Source organism: Streptomyces sp. NPDC058371 (assembly GCF_042723265.1).
In the GTDB taxonomy this organism is placed as follows: domain Bacteria; phylum Actinomycetota; class Actinomycetes; order Streptomycetales; family Streptomycetaceae; genus Streptomyces.
Map to the genome: position 1 here is coordinate 145,183 of NZ_JBHXJC010000015.1, position 18,454 is coordinate 163,636.

Annotated in this window: 7 protein-coding genes; 3 read left to right on the plus strand and 4 right to left on the minus strand. The window is 69.3% G+C overall.

The genetic code is table 11. From position 1 onward, the window contains the following. The first annotated feature begins 871 nt into the window (after positions 1-871). The 3 genes from ACFWM2_RS33055 to ACFWM2_RS33065 are packed head-to-tail and all read left to right on the plus strand — an operon-like array spanning position 872 to position 14,890. Complete coding sequence (locus tag ACFWM2_RS33055) at positions 872-12,541, plus strand: toprim domain-containing protein (protein ID WP_383287611.1); 11,670 nt, start codon at positions 872-874, stop codon at positions 12,539-12,541. A 13-nt stretch (positions 12,542-12,554) separates the two neighbouring features. Next, on the plus strand, positions 12,555-14,639 hold the full coding sequence (locus tag ACFWM2_RS33060; protein WP_383287613.1) for a hypothetical protein: 2,085 nt from the start codon (positions 12,555-12,557) through the stop codon (positions 14,637-14,639). A 38-nt stretch (positions 14,640-14,677) separates the two neighbouring features. Next, positions 14,678-14,890 carry a hypothetical protein gene (locus tag ACFWM2_RS33065; RefSeq protein ID WP_383287615.1) on the plus strand — a complete coding sequence of 71 codons (213 nt, stop codon included), beginning with the start codon at positions 14,678-14,680 and terminating at the stop codon, positions 14,888-14,890. Between the two features lie 70 nt (positions 14,891-14,960). Here the strand turns inward: ACFWM2_RS33065 and ACFWM2_RS33070 are convergent, their stop codons facing one another. The 4 genes from ACFWM2_RS33070 to ACFWM2_RS33085 form a co-directional block, all read right to left on the minus strand. Beyond that, a complete protein-coding gene (locus ACFWM2_RS33070) occupies positions 14,961-15,701 on the minus strand; it encodes a hypothetical protein (protein ID WP_383287617.1) in 741 nt (246 codons plus the stop codon). Positions 15,702-15,832: 131 nt separating this feature from the next. Next, entirely contained in the window at positions 15,833-17,299 is a 1,467-nt protein-coding gene (locus tag ACFWM2_RS33075) for a DUF2637 domain-containing protein (protein WP_383287619.1), read from the minus strand. Between the two features lie 89 nt (positions 17,300-17,388). Continuing rightward, the gene (locus ACFWM2_RS33080; protein ID WP_383287621.1) at positions 17,389-17,736 is read right to left on the minus strand and encodes a hypothetical protein; all 348 of its coding nucleotides are present in this window, start codon (positions 17,734-17,736) and stop codon (positions 17,389-17,391) included. Positions 17,737-17,858: 122 nt separating this feature from the next. After that, positions 17,859-18,080, minus strand: a complete 222-nt coding sequence (locus ACFWM2_RS33085) for a hypothetical protein (RefSeq protein ID WP_383287623.1) — start codon at positions 18,078-18,080, stop codon at positions 17,859-17,861. Positions 18,081-18,454 lie beyond the last annotated feature (374 nt).

Below are 18,454 nucleotides of genomic sequence, written 5' to 3' on the forward strand. Positions count from 1 at the left end.
ATGAGGTGACGAATTGGCCACAGCCCCACAGGAGTTCCCGCACCCGCACTCCAACACACATGGTGCGTGGGAGAAGGACGCGCCCCCGGCTCTTGACGCTGTAGCTCCGGGGTGGGCGAGCGAAGAGGACGCGACTCGCGTCTTGGCGCCTGATTCGGGTTGGGCGGCGGGGGAGGATCTGCCGTCAGGGTTGGTGGTTCCCGAGCCGGCTACGGGTTGGTCCGCTATGGATGACGTTGCCCGCGTGCTCTCACCCGAGCAGGACGCCGAGGAACGAATCGATTCCGCCGTCAGCACTCGTGCAGATGGTGCGTGGGAGGAGGACGCGCCCCCGGCTCTTGACGCTGTAGCTCCGGGGTGGGCGAGCGAAGAGGACGCGACTCGCGTCTTGGCGCCTGATTCGGGTTGGGCGGCGGGGGAGGATCTGCCGTCAGGGTTGGTGGTTCCCGAGCCGGCTACGGGTTGGTCCGCTATGGATGACGTTGCCCGCGTGCTCTCACCCGAGCAGGACCCAGCCGGTCACCCCAACCTGCCGGGTCAGGACAGGCCCAGCGACGACCGCACTACAGCCCAGACGAATAGCCCCGCGGGCGCCGGGACTCCCCGCAACGCTGCGCGAAGCCCCCGCAGCACCGGCAGCAAGGGGGAAGACGCCGACGCACGCGGTGACCCAGAGGCACCTGACCGCTCCACCACGCCCGACACTTCCGGGGACGCCAACCCCGAACGCAATGACCCCGGGAGGCACCCGGCACCACCTGACTTTGCCCCAGCAGGCCCTCCGCCGAAAGAAAGGGCGACGGGGGAGGCCCCGTCCGCGCACGGGAAACCGCCTCAGCATCCCTGGACGGATGAGCGTGACGAGACGCCCTTGGCCTTCGATCCCGCGATGGACAGGCAGGGCACCGCGCCGAAACAGCAAGGCGACGCCCGGCAGACGCAGCACAGCACCCCCGTGCCCACAGGCTCCGGGGAGGGCAGCGACGTGTCCTCAGCCCCGGGCCACGTGCCAGAAGAGCTCGACGAAAAGCGTCACATCGCAGCTCTCATAGACGTAGCCGACCGGGCCTTCCAGTACGCGGAAGAGGCAGCCAATGGGGCGGAGCGAGCTCTGTCACGGTCCTCGACGAGGAACGAGGAGCGGTTGGAGACGGTCATGCACGCCGCCCACGCCCACTGGCTCGTCGCTGAACGCCACTACGGCAGCGCGCGGGATGCACACGCCAACGGACAGAAATCGCGACTGGCATACCACGCCTCCGAGGCGGTAAGTGCAGCCGTGGAGACCCAGCGGACGGCTGGCGTCGCTACGACCGCGCACGCCCTGAGAGAGGTTCTCGAGGGGCTCAGCCCTCCTGAAGAGCGAGCCCGACAGGCAGAGTTGAGTGAACGGCTGGAGGCGGAGCTCGACAGGGAACTGACCGCTGTGACACGCATGGACGCCGCCAGTCGTGACCGGCTGCAAGGCGCTCGATGGCATGCCGAGAGTGCGGTGCCCGAACTGGGCTGGTGGCCGGCACTCGCCGCGGACATGGCTCATGCGTCCCAGGGGCGCTTGTGGCTGGACGAGACCGGCACCTCTCGTCTGCTGAGGAAGACCGCTGACGGTCGCGGCGTGGCGGGACGGAAGGTCGATGCAGATCGGGTTGCGATGCTGCGCGCAGCCGGATTCCTGGTGACGGATACGGAAAGTGAGACCTCGACGCCCTTGCACCCCTCGGACATGGGGCGAGAGGCGTTGTACCTCGCGACGCTGTACCCGGAGGGGCTATACGCGGATGCACGCGCCGCATACGAGGCGCGGTACGAGCAGTCGCGCCGGTCGTGGATGAACAACGAGGACCGCAAGTCGGCGGCGCGGCGTCTGCCGCCGTTGGACCGTTACGCGATGCGGGCCGTCCGTGAGAAGCCGGTGCTACTGGAGGATGACCAGGTCCCCCAGATCAGCACCGAGGATATCGTCCATCATCCTGACATGGCGGACTTGGCGCAGCGGCTCGGACGCTGGGCGGCGATCAGCCATGGCGAGAAGTTCGACGTCAACCAAGCCCCCGGCACGGCTGGGACTCAAGAGCCGGAAGCGTTGGCCGGTGAATTGGGACAGGACGACGTCGGCGATGCGCGTGCTGCTGCGGCGCCCTCCATCGAACTGCCACCGGCGCCCGGCCAGAACACCCCACTGGCAGGCAAAACCCCTTCCACCACGACTCGCCACGAGGCGGGCGAAGAAGCACATCCCACCGCAGACAACCCAGCCGCAATGGGTCTGTCCAACCCCGCTTTCGAGACCACCGCACCACCGCCTCACAAGCCGTCCGGGGGGACAACCCCGTCCCCATCAACCACCCCGCTTGCCCGCGTCTGGGCCCTTGCCCTGACCGACGTGGGTGCCCCGCACAGCATCGAGGCGGCGACCGCCGCCTGGGCACTGCGCGGAGTACTGGCAGACAGCGCCCTCATCGAACTCATGGCCGCGCTGGACGACGACGCTGCCTTTGCCCGCTGGAAAAGCCAGCACATGCCCCACTATGGCGAGGGCACGGGGTACGTCAACAAAGACCTCGCACCCGGTGAGAGTGTTAGCCACAAGCACGGCGCCAAACACTTCGAGGCGCGGATCGGCGACCAGACGGTCAAGGTGACGTGGGACAGCATCCGAGCCTGGCTGCGCGAAGCCGTCTCCTCCGATGCACTCAGCCTGCTGCAGGCCGCCGAAGAGGCGGGCGCCCGCCTGCGGGGCGGCAGCCGCGGCGACTCCCTGCTCGAGGCCACCGGAGAACTGGCCCTGGCTCGCGACCTGCGTGCCCAGGTTGAGCGGCTTACCACTCAAGTCCTCGACCACATCACGCAGTTCATGGCGACGACGCCGGTGCCCACCGGGGGCCGAGGCAAGCAGTCCGCCCGCGCAGCCGCCGACTCCCTCTTCGACCTGAACGAACCACTCGCCTTCGATCTGCCCGGGGCGGATAAGGTCCGCGCCGACCTGGACCGGTTGAACGACTACCTTCCAGCCCCGCATGCGCCCAGGGCACCCGATGCCGTGCCTCTCTCCCAGGTCACGGTGGGCACGGTCCTGGACGTGGATGACCGGCCCATCGTCGTCACGGAGATCATTCGCCACGACGGGCGCTGTGACGTCATCGGCGAGTTCCGCGACCCGATCCGGCCCGCGCGCATCAAGCACAGCGTGGACCTGTCCGGGCAGGCTCCGGATCCACTCCTCAAGCTCGCCCCCGTACTGCCCTCTCTCCACACGCTGACCGGCCGACGGCCCGAGCCGTACGAAGACCACGTGCAGGGCCCCTTGGTAGTGGGTCATCCCGCACGCAGTGCCCCTGCCGCATCGCGCGCTCACCGCGAGGCCGGCCCGCCTGTGGCCCCGCCGGCCCCCCGCCTGCTCGAGCTGACCTGGGACAAAGAGCGGCGCCAAGCCCACGGTCAGGCTCTGACCACCCTCGCCGGGCAACGCCCGCCGCTGTCCGCCGCACGCCGGGCACTGGAACCAGACGACCCATACACCCAGTTCACCGACAACCTCGCGCACCAACTGCACCAGCTGACCAGCCCCGATGAGCGCACAGTGGTCGCAGACGGCGCCCAGAAGATCCGCGAAGCAGCCGCCGATCTCGCTACGCGAGCCCGCGCCTACAGCACGGAACGGGTGCAGACCGCCGACGGCGACGCGGCCCAGCTACTTCAAATCACCATGGAGCCGTCGCTGGCCGACCCGTTCGTCCAGATAGCGATGAACACCATCATGCGTGTCACCGACGCGGCCGAGGCATCGGTGACCGGCGCCGCGGCCCAAGCAAGAGTGCGTGCTGCCCTGGCCGCCGTCGTCTGCTCGGATCCACCGAACACGCCGAGCGGCGACAGCCCACGAGAGTTCGGCGATGCCCTGATCGAGATCCAGGCGGTGGCGTCGCATACACGCGACACAGTGGCCGAACTGCTGGCGGGGCCTGCCCAGTGGGCGCACTTCGCCGACATGTCCGCGCGCGTCGAGGCCGCCACGGCCACCCCTGACCCCAGCCCGCCTCCGCCGCGGTTCGTCGACGTCGACGAACTGCGTGCCCACCTGGCCGATCTGGCACAGAGGCCTCTTCCCGACATCGAGGCGGACCCTGCCGGGCTCATCCGGTACGAGCTGCGGGACCGGGCAACCTTCGCGGGACATCTCGCAGATGAACCGACCCTTGAACTCACCCCCAGCCGTCGACTCGCGATCTACGGCTCGGCCAAGAACGGCTGGCACGTTGTCGCACCCGGCTCCGCCAACGCGATCGTGCCCTGGAGTGTGAAGACACGTCGGCACGCGCTGCGCTACGCCGCACTGTTGGAGCGCCTCACCGATACCGAAGGCCATGCCTACCCCTGGGACGCCGACGACTTCCCGCACCCCAGGACTCCATACGAGCCCGGGGGCGGACACCTCCTCTACGACTGGGTGCAGAGCAACCAGTCCCACCGCAGCCTTGGCTTCCGGCACCGGCTACGCGTCCTGCGCGAGGATTCAGGGGCGTACCGCTGGATGGAGAACCTGGCACTGTACGGGTTCGAGTCCTTCGACTACCTCCACCCCGCCAGCCCGGCCGACCTCATGCCGGGCGACGAGGTCATGTTCACCTTCGACCAGGACGAGTTGGAATACGCCTCCAGCCTGGCCGGCTACTTCCCTCCGCTTCAGGGCGGCGACCTCGCCATCGGCACCGCCGTGGTCGGTGGAGACGGCGAGCTGATCCCGGGCTTCTGGTGGCCGGAAGGCCACCCCGGCCAGGCTCAGCGTCTCACCAAGGACGTGGCCCTACGTGAGGGAGTACGGCGAGCGCGGCCCGGCGAGTACTCGCTGCACGCCGGCATCACGAAGTACCTGCCAGAGCACACCCAACAACAGGCCCCGACGCCCGGGATGATGACCGGCCCTTCCGCTCAACCTGAGACACCGCAGGCCGAGACCGATCCAGCCCCCGACGCTCCGGCCCCCGTGCCAATCTCAACGCCAGAATCCGGCTGGCGCCAGCACGCCCAACTCACGGAAGTCGGTGACCTGCGACGCACCGGACTGCACAGCGCGCCACCGCCCGTCACGGTCGAGGCGGACCTGCAGGAGCAACCTGCCCTGTTCGCAGTCCCGGAGCCCACCGCGTCACCAGTCCCTGCCGATGCCCTTGCGACAGCGGAGGCCGCTGCCTTGGCAGCGGGGGCGGAGGCGGAGGCGGCGGCGGCGGCGCTGCCAAGGTACTCCAGAGAGCGCCACCAGGCCCTCGTTGATGTCGCGCGCGGCACCATCAGCGTGATCGACGGTGAGTTCATGCTGACCAACCCACGACGCCCCATCCGGAAGGCACCCTCGCAGCAGCACCTCCGTACCGTCCTGAACGAGGCACTGGCACATGAGGTGGACGGGCAGGTTCACCTTTCCGACCGCGGCGTCGACTGGTTCGCCCACCACAAGCTCACACCCCCTGCCGTGGCACGCAGTGTCGAGACCGTGGAGCAGGCACCGCTCCCTCCGATCGATTACGCCCCTCTTGATGTCCTTCCCGCGCCGAAGGAACAGCACGACGGACCCCGGCCGCCCGCTCCGACGCCCCTGCCCGACAACTGGCACAGGCGTTACGGCGAGCCTGACGACGACGACATCCAGGCCACCTTGGCCATGGCGGAAGACGCGACCCGACGCAAGGCGCAGTCCACGGCCCGCGACGTCGCAGATCTGGCGGCAGGCCCCGACCATGCGCTGTGGACGCACCAGCATCCGCTGGCCCAGTTCGACGAGAACGCTGCCGCCGCTCTGGAGACCGTCACCGACCCGCGCACCCGTGACTACGCGAACCGGGCCGTACTCCATTTGCGGACTGCGCTGGTGGAGGCCGGCCGCCGGGCGACAGACCACTACGTGAGCAACGTCCGAAGCCCTGAGTGGCGCACCATCATGGGAAGGCAGTCGGACGACGTCCACCGGACCCGCGTCCGCGGCATCGTCATCAGCTACCTCATTGAGCTGCGTACACACGCCGTAGAACAAGGGCTCGACGCCGACACCATCATCCATGTTCTGGAGGACGCCACCGGGTGGACTGGTGACCTGCGTCCACTGGGGCTGAAGGCGGTCGAGTACCCGCATCTGCCGGCCGCGGAGAGCGTGGCGGAGGCAGCCCAACACGTGGCCAACGCCCTGCTCTTCTACGCCCGGGGGGAGACAGAAACCGTCGATACCCGTGCCGAGCGGCGGGCGATGTGGCTCCCGGTCGGGCCGCGGCCCGACCAGACCGCATCGCCAGCCGCCGAAGACCCTCAGGAGGGGGCAGGAGGCCTGCTGGCCGGGGATGAGACTCCACCCGGCCCGGACGCGGCCGCGGACGTCAAGGAGCGCTTCGATCGCCGCTTCGACTTGCGCTACAGGGTGGGCCAGTTCGTCGATCACCGCGATGACAACGGCCAGACCGTGACCGCGCGCGTGGTCTCCGACACCTTAAACCCGGTCCTGCGCGCGCCCGACGGACACGAATTCCGCGCGTTCTCCGAGTACCGGAGAAACAACTTCCTCCAGGTCCTCGCCGACGACGGATCCGACCTGCCCGCTCCGGCGTGGACAGCCTCCCTGCCCGAGGGGCAGCGCGCCGTCCCCCCGAGCACGGTGAGGCCCGGAGACGTCATGCACGACTACCGGGAGAACGGCCAGCAATGGACCTCCCGGCTTGTCATCGAGGTCAAGGAACAAGACGGTGGGACGACCCTGACCTGCGTGGGACTGGAGAAATTCTCGGGACTCTGGGTGCACTACGACCACCGGAGGATCGCAGTCCTTGATGAGACGGAGCAATCTCGTCAACGGGCCGAGGCAGCCCTGAAAGGCCGGGAGGTTCGCGCATTCGCGAAGGCCTTCGGTATCTCCCTTGCGGGTGTCCTCGTCAGTCCCTCCGAGGCAGCCCGTGCGCCCTTGGCATCGCACCATGAGAGCGAGCAACCCTCCGCGGAGCCGCAGGCTCCGGCCTCCGTCGGTGGAGCGGCAGCAGCCTCGCCGGGGGAAAGGGTCACCGACACCGAGGCCGCTGCACCGACCGCGTCGGCGTCCAACGGCAGCCCTGCTCCCTTCGACAGCCAGACGTCAGCCCAGGACCGAGCAGCACCGGACCCGGACGGCCCTGGTCCCCGACGATCGGAACACCCGACAGGTCCTCGCCTGCCCCAGCACCAGGGCCCCGCTGCCCCCGCCTCAGCGCCGGCGACGCCGACCCGAGCCGAGCCGCAGTCTGCGGCTGCGACGACGGGTGGACTCGACTCCCACGCCGCGCCCGTTGAACCCGAACCTGGGCTGGTACCTGCGGACGGGGAGGGTGGTGCACCCGGCTCGGGGGCTGATGCCCAGGGGGCCGGAGTCGTTGCTGACATGCCCGCCAATCGGACGGACCCAGTCCTGGCCAACCGGGGAGACAGCCCGCCGCCGAGCCCAGCGGCGGCCGTACGCAAGGAGGGCACCGTGGCCACCAGTACGCCTTCGAGCGCGGGCGCCGCCGAGGAATCCGTCGCCTCAGTCCCGACGGAGCCGAAAAGGTCGACGACCCTGGAACCCGCTACCGCCTACGTCAACGCGGCCGCGTACGCCGTCGGCCACGAGGCACTGCTGGGAGAACTCGACCGGCACGAACGATGGCTCGCCAACACCCCTGCAGCAGCAGAGGCAGCGGCCATCTTGGCCGACGACAGCACCCTTGGCCCTGAGAGCCTGACCGCCCTGCTCGCCCTCCACCGCGCGCTCACCCCCACGGCGGATCAGGCCGACGATCAGCGCCCCCACCTCGTACAGCGTCTGGCTCATCACATCCGGTGCGCTCAACTGACCCTGTCCAAGCGCGTCTTCGGACAGGCCGCGCGCAGCACTCAAACCGACCGGCTGCGCGAACTGCACCAGATGGCGTTCCAAGGGGGGTTCATCACCTTCCGTGAGCAGACCGAAGTCGGGGAGCTGGAGCTCGGCCAGTACCTCCATCTCCGCGCTCAGCAACTCACCCAGCACTCCGCAGACACAGAAGGCCATGCCGCGGAGACGCCCGCGATGACGCAGGAGGTCCCCACCGTGGCTGCGGATCCGGAGGACGACATCCAACTGCCCGTCTTCGAAATGCCCGGCGAGAGCATCATGACCGCCGAGGAGGCCGCGCCTCGCCTGCTCGCCCAGGTACGGACGCACCTGGCCGCTGCCCGCGTGGACGTTGAACTGCTTGCCCACGTCCACGGCAGCCCGATCTACGCGACGGTCGACCAAGCCGGGACCCCGGCAGCGGCGCTCCACCTCGGGCTCACCGCGGTGGGCGAAGAGGGAAGCCCGCGGGCTGTCACCCTGCGGGAAGAGGAACTCGCGGTCGTCGCCCCGGAGACGTTGCTGACGGCGGTCACTGCCTGGATGAACGCGACCGACTTCGGAGACCGCCCGCTCCTGGACTACGCACCGTCCACCAGTGCCCAGACGCCGCTGTCCGCGACATCGGATCCGTCGCCCCGCAGGGAGGGAGAGCACACCCCGGAGGAGCCCGCGGCCACCGTCACTCCGATCGCCACAGCCCCCGCAACGAGCCAACCGACCCCAGCCCAGAGTCCCCAGGAGACCGCCGAACGACCTGAGCCTGTCGCCTCGAAGCCCAACGCCGCGCCGCAACCAGTTCCCGCGGCACCCCCTGCGGTGGCGACGTCGGCCGGGGGAAGGGGGAGGACCGCTTCGCCGCTGGCGTCCACCACCCGAGAAACGCAGGCAACACTGTCACTCGACGCCGACGCCGACGCCGACGCCCCGTCGCCCCAGCCCGCGGCCGCTGTGAGTTCCATCGCAGAGCAGCAGGACGACGAGGCCCGGCAGGCAGAGAAGACTCCCGCACCGCTCACTGATCGGCCCGCTCCACCCGAGACCGAGCCCGTCGCCGAGCTCACGACCCTGGCCCGCGCCGCCCTAACCGAACTCGGCTTCCCTGCGGAGGCAACGGGCATTCTCACCGCCCCCCGCACGGTTGTGCTCACCCTAGAGACGAGCGGCAACGCCGAGCGCGACCGCGAGATCTCGGACAATCTCCGCGCTGCCCTCACCCAGGCTGTCCGGCAGCACCCGGACCAAGGCCTGGCCGCCTACCGTATCGACATCGAGCGCACCCAACAGGTGGGCCAATATGCCCTGTCCACGGGCACCCCCGCGCCTCAGACAGTCCCGGTCCCGCGCGAGCGACTGGTCGCCGCAAACAATGCGGCCGCAGCGATTCTCACCGAACGGCTGCGCACGGATCCCAACGCCGCGCTGGCCCGCACCTACCTGGGCGAGGAACGACACCTTTCGACTGAGATACAGCAGGAGTGGGGCCTGGGGTATGCGCCCTCCGACCGTGGCGCGGGCCGCTTCGACGTGCTGGTCCGTGAGCTCACGGCCGAAGGGTTCACCGAAGATGAACTCCTGCAGGCGGGCCTCGCCATGCGCAGCAGGCGCGGCAAACTCATCGACTACCTCGACGACCGCATCGTCTTCCCGATCCACGACGAACACGGTGACATCGTCGGCTTCAGCGGGCGGCGCATCGACCGGCCCGGCGAGACGAAGGAGGAGACCAAGGCGCGGCAGAGCCAGAAGTACTTCAACACCTCCAATCAGGCCCCCCTGTTCAGCAAGGGCGATCTGGTCTTCGGGCTTCATCACCCTGCTCAGGCGCAGGCCCTCGCCGGGAGCAGCGGCCCTCGGATCAGCGTCGAGGGCTACTTCGACGTGATCGCTGTTGCGCGCGCGGCCGCCACCCTGCCGCTCGACCAGCGGCCCGTGGTCGGTGCCCCCATGGGCACCGCGTTCACCGAGCGGCAGCTCACGGTCCTGCGGGGACTCGACACCGACGAACCGCGCCCCCACATAGCCTTCCTGGACGCGGATGACAGCGGCCGCAAGGTACTGCTCGACAAGTGGGACCTGCTGCTCAAAGCCGCCGGCCCCACGATGGTGACCACCGCGCCAGGTGCCAAGGACGCGGCGAATCTTTGGGAGGAGGGCATCGAAGCCGACGGCGACGGCACCGCACCCGTGCTGCACGCCCTGGCACAGCGCCAGCCGCTCCTGGACGCCGCAGTTGAGGCCGTCCTGGTGGGAAAGGCGGACGAAGGCGAACGCGCCAGGCACGCCTTCGGCTCCGACACGTCCTTCCAGCGCAAGGGGGCCATCGCCGCCGAGGCCGCGCGCTACATCCGCCAGTGGGTACAGACGCAGGCACCCGGCGACACCTCAGCGCTCGAGCAGGCCGCGCTCACCTGGGCGACGAGACTGCATCAGGAGTGGTCGATCCCCGGGTACATGACCGCCACCGCTGTCTTGCTCGGGCCCGGCAATCACCATGAGGACTACGAAAACGAGGTCTACCAGCAGGCCCTGGACCTGCTCGCGGCCCACCCCGAGGGGTACTTCGCGAACGACTCCCACGTCCGAAGCCGCCAGTCCGCCGCCCCGCCTGGGCAGTGGCCCGCCGGGTCAGGCGCGAGCGGCCCCGTGCCCTCCACCGGCCCTGCTGCCGAACCGGCCCCCGCCTCCGAAGAGCTGGGGCTGAGCATGTTCCTGCCCAGCCCCGTCGACAGGCAGCCGGTCGAGCACACTGATCGCACCACGGCGGCGTACGCCCTCCACACCGCGGTACACGAACGCCTGGGCCAACACGCCGCCGAGACCCCCGAGCCCGACCGGCTGCCCCAGCCCTTGAACTTGGGCACCATCCACGGCGTCGACCTGGGCACGTCCGGAGACGACCAGACCGGCGAAGACCCCACCGTCGTGGTGTGGCTGGGCCCCGCACGCTCCGACTCGCTGCGCCTGTCCTACAGCCGCCTCGTCGAGATGACCGGCCCTGAGCTCCTCGCAGCGGTGGAGTGGCGCGCCGCTCAGGCCGCCGGGCTGCTCGGTGCCCCCCTGAGCCAGACCTGGCGGGATGCGGTGCGCAGCATTCTCCCGCTTCAGTTCCCCGCCCAGCCGACCCCAGCTCAAGTCGCCGACCTCCTCGACACGATTGCCCAAGGCCCCGACGCTGACGACGAGAGGACCCGGCACCGAGCGGAGCAGGCCATCTCCCTGTACACCGCCGGACACCCGGACCTGGCCCTCAACCATCTCGCCGGCACCGACCACATCTGGGTCCTGCGCAACGACGGCTCCTGGATTGAGGAAGAGGCCGTCGACACCGAGCTGAGCTGGGAGGAACTCGACAACGGCTTCAGCAAAGAGGCAGCCGAACTCGCCGACGTCGCCCAGGCCGCCGCCGCACTGCCACCCGGCAACCCGGCACCGTTGCCGGTCGACCTCACCGTCGCCCACCACAGCGCACACGAAGCCCTCGCCGTGCTCCGTCCGTACTCCATCGGCCTGCCCAACACCTGCTACGAGAAGATCACCGACCTCGTGGCCCAGATGGACGCAAGCCAGCCCGCTCTGCGCCGACTTCACGGCCCGGACGGCAAGCAGCTGATGAACCGGGCCAGGACGTCCTTCGTCCGGATCCTCGAAGGACTGGCCACCGTCGCCTCCAAAATCCGGCTCACCGGCCTGAGCGCTCGCATAGAACGCACCGTCGCCCGTCTGCGCGGACAGGATCCCGCCGCCCTCCCCGCTCAGCGCGCGGTGCGCGTCGACCGGCGCATGCAGGACCTGGCCCATATCGAGCGCGACCTGGAGCGCCGCATGGCCGAGCCCACCACCACGCTCGACGAGCGCGGAGAACTCCAAGAACAGTGGATCATCAACCGTGCTCGCCGGCGGGCCCGCTACGAACAACTCCACGGCCAGCCCCCGGGCGCGGACTTCCTGCCCGACAACGGCCTGGTCGCCGGTGCTCCCCCCGTCCCGAACCTGGTCGCCGCGCACGACCTTCTGCTGAACCGCCTGTCCACCAGGGTCGATCAACTGCGGGACACCGACCCGCACACGGGGGAGGCGTCCAACCCCTATGACCCCACCGCCGACGTCTTCAACGGTGTGGCCTGGGCCTACCAGCAGCGCCTCGTCGGAGCCATACCCGCGGGCGAGGACCCGCAAGGATCCATCCCTGCGGCCCAGTTGCGGCACGCCGCACTGACCGTTACATCCCACCAGCAGGCCTCCCCCCTCACGCTCCGGCGCACCCTGAACGTGACCGGTGAGCGCGCAGACCGCCTCCTCCACCGCCTGGAAAAACAGCAAATCCTCGGCCCCTATCGGGCCGACGCACCCCGAACCGTCCTGGCACGCCCCGGCGACATCGACGCCCTGCTCGCCCGGCCCGCCACGCCGTCCGCCCGGCGTAAACCGGCCGCCGAGCCGACAGCCGCACCCACCACCGCTCCCGGCCCCGACGCACTGGACGAGACCCGGATCCAGAAGATGGTGAGCAAGATCCTCGCCGACCAGCACAAGCGCACCGAGGCCCACGGCGAGCCGGATCCGGCAGAGCGTACGGCGCCCGCAACCCGCGTGCGCAAGTCCGCCCACAGCCAAGCCGAGGCCCACGCACTGGCTGCCGGGCAGCCCACCTCACTCGCACCCAGCCAGCCCTGACGCGGAGACAGCGATGACAACACCGACCCCACTCCAGACACAACCGACCCCGCCTATACCCGAGCTGTCCGCCGACGCGCCCGCCGGCATGACGGTGGACGCGCTCGAGCGCAAGGGGCGGTTGGCGAACCTGCAGCGCGGCCTGCGACTCGCGCGGACCCTGGACCACGCCGACGCTCCGCCCGAGGCCGGCCCCCGCGATCTGACCGGCATCTACGATGCGATGGCCACCGCCCAGAACGAGCAGGCCTACTACTTCAGTCACCCCAACTGGCATGCCCTGCGCGACATCCGCCAGCAGGTCGAAAGCGTACTGCAGCGCCTCAACGAGCAGGCTGAAATCACCCCCCAGGCAGCAATTCAAGCGGCCAAGATCACCACGCTGGCTGCCAGCCTCATCGCCCGTCACGCTGCCAAGATCAGCGCGCACCTCGACACCTGGGACCAGCGCAACACACCGGGCGGGCGGGCCATGCGCGGCCTCACCCGCGTCGCCGAAAACCACGCAGCACGGGCATCCGGTCTCGACTCCGCACAGGCTCTGGAGACCCCGCGCCTGCTCATCGCCCACGTGCACAACCTGACCAAGGAACTACGGCGGGCCGAGACACCCCGGGAAGGCACTCCAGACCCGGGCGTAGACGACCCGAACGACCCCGAGCTGGACAGCGCGCTCTCCGCCGGCGCGGCCGTCGACCCCGAGCTCGCCGAAGCCTCCCAGCTCATGAACGCCCTGACCGAGCTCGGCGGCCAGGCCCGTCGCGCCGGACACCGCCTCACCCTCGACGTACGCCTGCACGGCCTGGTCGAGACCGCCCAACTCCGCGGCTTCGAGATGGTCTCCGGGATCGCGCAGTCCGCGATGCGGCGCTACGACAACCAGGACCGAGCCACCGACGGACGCCGCAACATCGCCGCCATGATCTTCCACTACGCCGAGCAACGCCTGGAACGCATGCGCGGAACCCTTGGCGCAGACGAACAGCACGACTTCGGCCACTACGAGACCGATCCCCCCGACCGGTACATGGACGCGCTCTACGAGGAATCACGCGCCGTCGCGCGGGCGCTGCGCAACAAGAGCATCACACCGGAGGAACGCACGGACCTGCAGATCCGCTTCCTCCTCGCCCAGACGGAAATCTCCGTCGAAGCTGACAACGGCCAGGAATGGGGCACCCAGGCCGTCTTCCCCCCCAGCGACCTCGTGGGCGGCATGCAGACCGACGACCCGGTGGAAAACCGCCTCACTCTTGTCAAGGCACTGCGCCGACGAGTGGACAACAACCCCTTCGACCGGAACGCCCACTTCCTCAACAAGGTCGCCGACCGGCTCGCTCAGGAGATCGCCGGGCCGCCTGAACTCACCGCCCAGGCCCTGGAAGCCGACCTCCACGCCGGCCAGGTCCGCGCGGTGGCCGCACACCTGGTGGAGCAGGGCACGGTCGCCTCGCCGCTCGTGCTGAGCGAGATCGCCGAGCTGAACCTTACCCATGGGCAGGCGGAACGGGCCCTGGCCGTGCTCCAGACAGTGAACGTGGTGGGCCCACCCAACGGCCTCGAACCCCGTGAAACCCTCACCGTCTCCAGCCGCCAACTGCCCCGCCAACTGGCATTGCTGGAGCAGCACCTGCCGACCCTGCTCAAAATGCAGAAGGGTGCCGCAGCCAACTCGGCATCCACGGTCCCGGCCACCCCGGACCCGCCGGCACAGCCGCAATCCGTCCCGGCGGCCGAACCTCTTGCCGCTGCCGAGCCGGAGCCGGCACCGGCCGCACCCACCGAACCGCCTCCGCCGAGTGCGGCACCCGAGCTCCCGCAACGGGACCGGTCAGCCGAGCGCCGGCACCCAGGCAACATCCGCCGCCAGCCCGCTCCTGCTGCCGAGACCCCGACCGACCCCTACCTAGCCCAGCTACTGGAGGGCCACGAGGCCCGGCTCAAGGAAGTGAGCCAGAGTGTCATCGCCGGCAGGGAAGACCGCGCAGCCGCCCACTCTGCCCCCGCCGTTGTCACGGCCACCAAGCCCACGCACCCTGACGAGGCACAGCACAACGCCCAGCACGCCCAGCAGACCGCCGACGTCGGCGTGCGCTGACCACCGATACCCCAACCGGACACGAGAGGACGCGTCGGATGCCAGACGAGCGACTCGACGAGCACACGCGACAGGCGCGACTGCGCGAGCAGGAGGAAGAGCGCCGGAGAAGAAAGGTCACTGCGGACGTTCGGCTGCAGCAGCAGGAACGCCAAGCCCAGGACGAGTCACGCCTGTCGGAGGCGCCACCTGCCGACGAGCAACAGCAGTACGCGCAGCTGCCTCGGCACTCCTACACCGGCATCCGGTGAGCGGGACAGCCGGGCATATCCCGCCCCCTGCGGCTCTGCCCGGCCGCCCCCGCAGCCCGTGCGCCTCAGATCAGGGGCTAGCCTGCGAGCCCACCCGCACCCGCCGGGCAATGCTTTCGTAGGCGTCCAGAGTCCGTCCATGGTGCGGGCCGAACTCCTCGCGCAGTTCCTTGGCAAGCTGGTCGTACAGTGCGATCGCCGCGCCGGGATGCCCGTGCATCCCCGTCAGGTCAGCCACCGCCATCCGCTGGGCGAGGACCTCTGGGTGGCTGGTGGATTCGTGCCGGGACAGCAGCTCCTTCAGACGCTGCCGGGCGTCCCGAAGATCGTCTTCGCTCCCGGACATCGCCTTGCCTTCTGCCTCTCGGGCGATTCCCGCCGACGCGGCTTCGGGGCGGTCCGGGAGCGGGCCGCGCACCGCAGGCTCGCCGAGATCGATCACAGAGCGGAGGGCCTCTGCGACCTCTCGCAGGTCGAATGCCGCGCCCTCGGTGATGACGGCTTGGATGCCCTCGACTTGCCACAGCAACTGCGTCAGGCGATCAGTGACTGGGCCTGCGCGGCGAAGACGCCGGACCGTCACATCGGGCCATTCATCCACCGGGGCGAAGGCCACCTGCGCCCGAGGACCGTCGGCGCCCGTGTGGACCACCAGTGGCGACAGCCCCAGTGGCTGTGCACGCAGGAACTGCCGTGCGGCGTTCGCGACAGCCGGCCACCAGGTGGCCCGCTCTGTACGCCGGGGGGCCACGGCCTCGTCGGCCAGGACGGCATCCCCGAACACGAGGCGGGGTGGTGGGTAGAGCGACACGGCTCGCGGCGTGCGCGGCCGTTCAGACGGGTACGCAGACTCGGCACGGGGGGCGGCGCGAGTACCGGCGATCGGCGGCATGAACCGCGAGGGGGTGAGATCGCGAGAGGCTCGTGAGCCTCCCGCGATGACTACGGAGTGTGGCGTCCGGCGTTGCTGGCGAGCAACTGCTCCAGACTCAACTTCTCGGCTCGGCTACGGAACTCGGCATCGCTCTCCAACTGCTTCGCGGCCTGGCGGAGACGGTTACCGCCCCAGGTCTCGCCTAGGCCGTAGAGCGCGCCGAACGCCTCGCTGGTGGGCCGGCTGTCCGCGAGGATGAGGCTCGCGGCGTACAGTTCGGCAGCCTCGCGCTGAGCCTTCAGAGCCTCACGGCTCGGCGTGCCCCAGCTTTGCGACGTTGCCGTTCGCGAGCCTCCCGAGACACTCGCCCCGACGGTTCCGTCTCGCGTTTCGCGAGGCGGTACTTGGCTCGTTCGCGAGGTCGACCTCGCAGCCTCGCGAGGTTCGGTGCTACCTACCCTGGCCAGCTCTTTTTCCATTCTGCGAGCTTCTTCGCGAGCGTGGCGCTCAGCCTCAATGCGAGCCTCGCGTTCGAGTGCCTCGCCCTCGAGACGGGCAGCCTCGCGAGCCTCGCAGAGCCGGGTCTCGGACTCGGCCGCGAGCCTCGCAAGTTGAAGCTCGTGAGCCTCGCGAGCCGCCTCGCGAGCCTCACGCTCGGCCCTTTCACGAGCCTCACGAGCCTCGCGCTCAACCTCGCGACGCTTTTGTTCCTCCGCTGCGCGAGCCTCGCGATCCTGCCTCTTGCGCGCCTTGCGTTCGGACTTGCGAGTCCTCTCGCGAGCCTCGGCCTCGGCCTGTTCGGTTTCCTCTCGCTCGGTAAGTGGCGGAGGAGGGAGTGGCTCACCGTAATCGTTGAGCCTCAGGGGGAGAGTTACCTCGACGGGTGCCTTGCGCTGGGAGCCGTAGCGGGCCCTCAGGCGGTAGAGGTACACCAGGCGCTCCCGCTCTCGCAGAAGCGCCTTCGCGTAGGAGGTGATCTCCCACAGACGCATTCGCCGCCAGAGACCGAAAGTCCGCAGCGGATCGAGGACCCACCGGGAGGCACGGACCTTATCCATGGAAGTGTCCTCCGCCAAGTGCGCCAGGCGGCGAACAGCGTGGCGGGCGGCTTCCACGGTCGCTACAAATAGAAGGGGGAGCACGGAGTGCATTGCCACGGCGAGCGGATCGTCCAACAGGGACGGGTACGGATTCGCCACTGTGGGGTCCGGAACTCCGGCGTTGGCGTTGAAGTAGATCGTTGCGACAGTGAGAATCCAAGCCGTCTGTCGCATCAGCGGCATAGGGATCTTCATTCTCGTGAGCCAGAGATCGAGGCCGAGGAGAACGATTATTCCCGCATCCACACCCACCGGCAGGAAATAGGAGAGTTTACCGAACCCCTTGTTTTTCGCGAGTTCTTTCAGAGAATCGTACGAACCGGCGAATCCGATGCCTCCTACTATGGCTGCGCCGACGATGATGGCGGCCGTGAGGAGGCGAAAGGCGATGATGCTGCCTCGGCTGGGGGCCTTCATGGAATTCGCGGTGGTCACTTCTCTTTCTCCCTGGGCTTCAGTTCTTCTTGCCGGTCAGGCGACGTCGTCCAGGGAGGCGTGGGTCCTGGACGACGTCGTGCGGCCGCTCAGCTGGTCGGCTCCTCGACACCGGCGACGGGGGCGATGACGGGACTGCGGTGAGTGGCTCGGTTGAGGCAGGACTCCCAGTGGAGGTGGCGCGTCGCGCCCCTATCGGGCTCCTCGCAGTCAGTTCGGGCGCAGGACCGGGCGACGATCCCGTCCCCCGAGCAGTCGCGGCACTCGTTGCTGAGGGCGATCTCGTAGAGGTGGATCCGGAGCCGTCCGATGAGCGCATGGGCCTGCGCGCGGCCGTAGTTGCCTTCGCTCAGGGCGAGGGAGGCGGCGTGGTCAGCGGCGTGAGCTTGAGCGAACAGCTCTGCGGCGCTGCGGTCGGAAATGATGGTGTGCTGCATGGTCGTTCCCTTCGGCCGATCAGTTCGGCCCACGTACAGGGCGGGGGCGCATGTCGGCTGCCGACGGCAGCCGGGTAGGGGTCGGGGCCGTGCGCGTTCCCGGCGGCCGCGAAGGCCGCGCCCTAGGTGGCGGATCCTGAGGCGCCACGCACGCCGTGCATGCGCGCCTTGCCGCCTCGTCCCTGGCGCTCCAGGCGGGGCGTGCTGCCCGAGCCGAAGTAGGCGTCCCAGTTCATCGGCCGCACCAGCCGCAGCTGAGGAGCCCGCGGTGGTGCAACTCGCTGACGGGGCGCGGATTTCGGCCTGTTGCCGGAGTTGAAGTAGGCGTCCCAGTCCCACGCCATCAGCGGCCACCGCCGGTGCGCGCGATCCTCTCGCGGCTGAGGCGGGCCGACCTGGCGCCCTCGGCGGCCTTGCGGATGTGGTCGATGGGTCGGGAGACGTCGTCGGTAAGGTTCAGCACTGCTGCGTCCTCCAGGTTGGTTCTGGTGGGTGCGTGGCATGCGGGCCGGTGTGTCCTCACCGGCCCGCGCCGGTCGTCCGGACGGTGCGCTTCCCTGCGGGTGGCCTGCCGGTCCGGGCGGCCGGGTCCCTGTCCCACCCCCACTCCCCCGGGGTCGGGTACAGTCCCCCTGCCCTCCCGGGAAATTTGTCCCCCCCCCCCCAAGATCCGAAAGCTTCCCCCAGTGTTTGTGTCGGCGAAACGGAAGAAAACCCC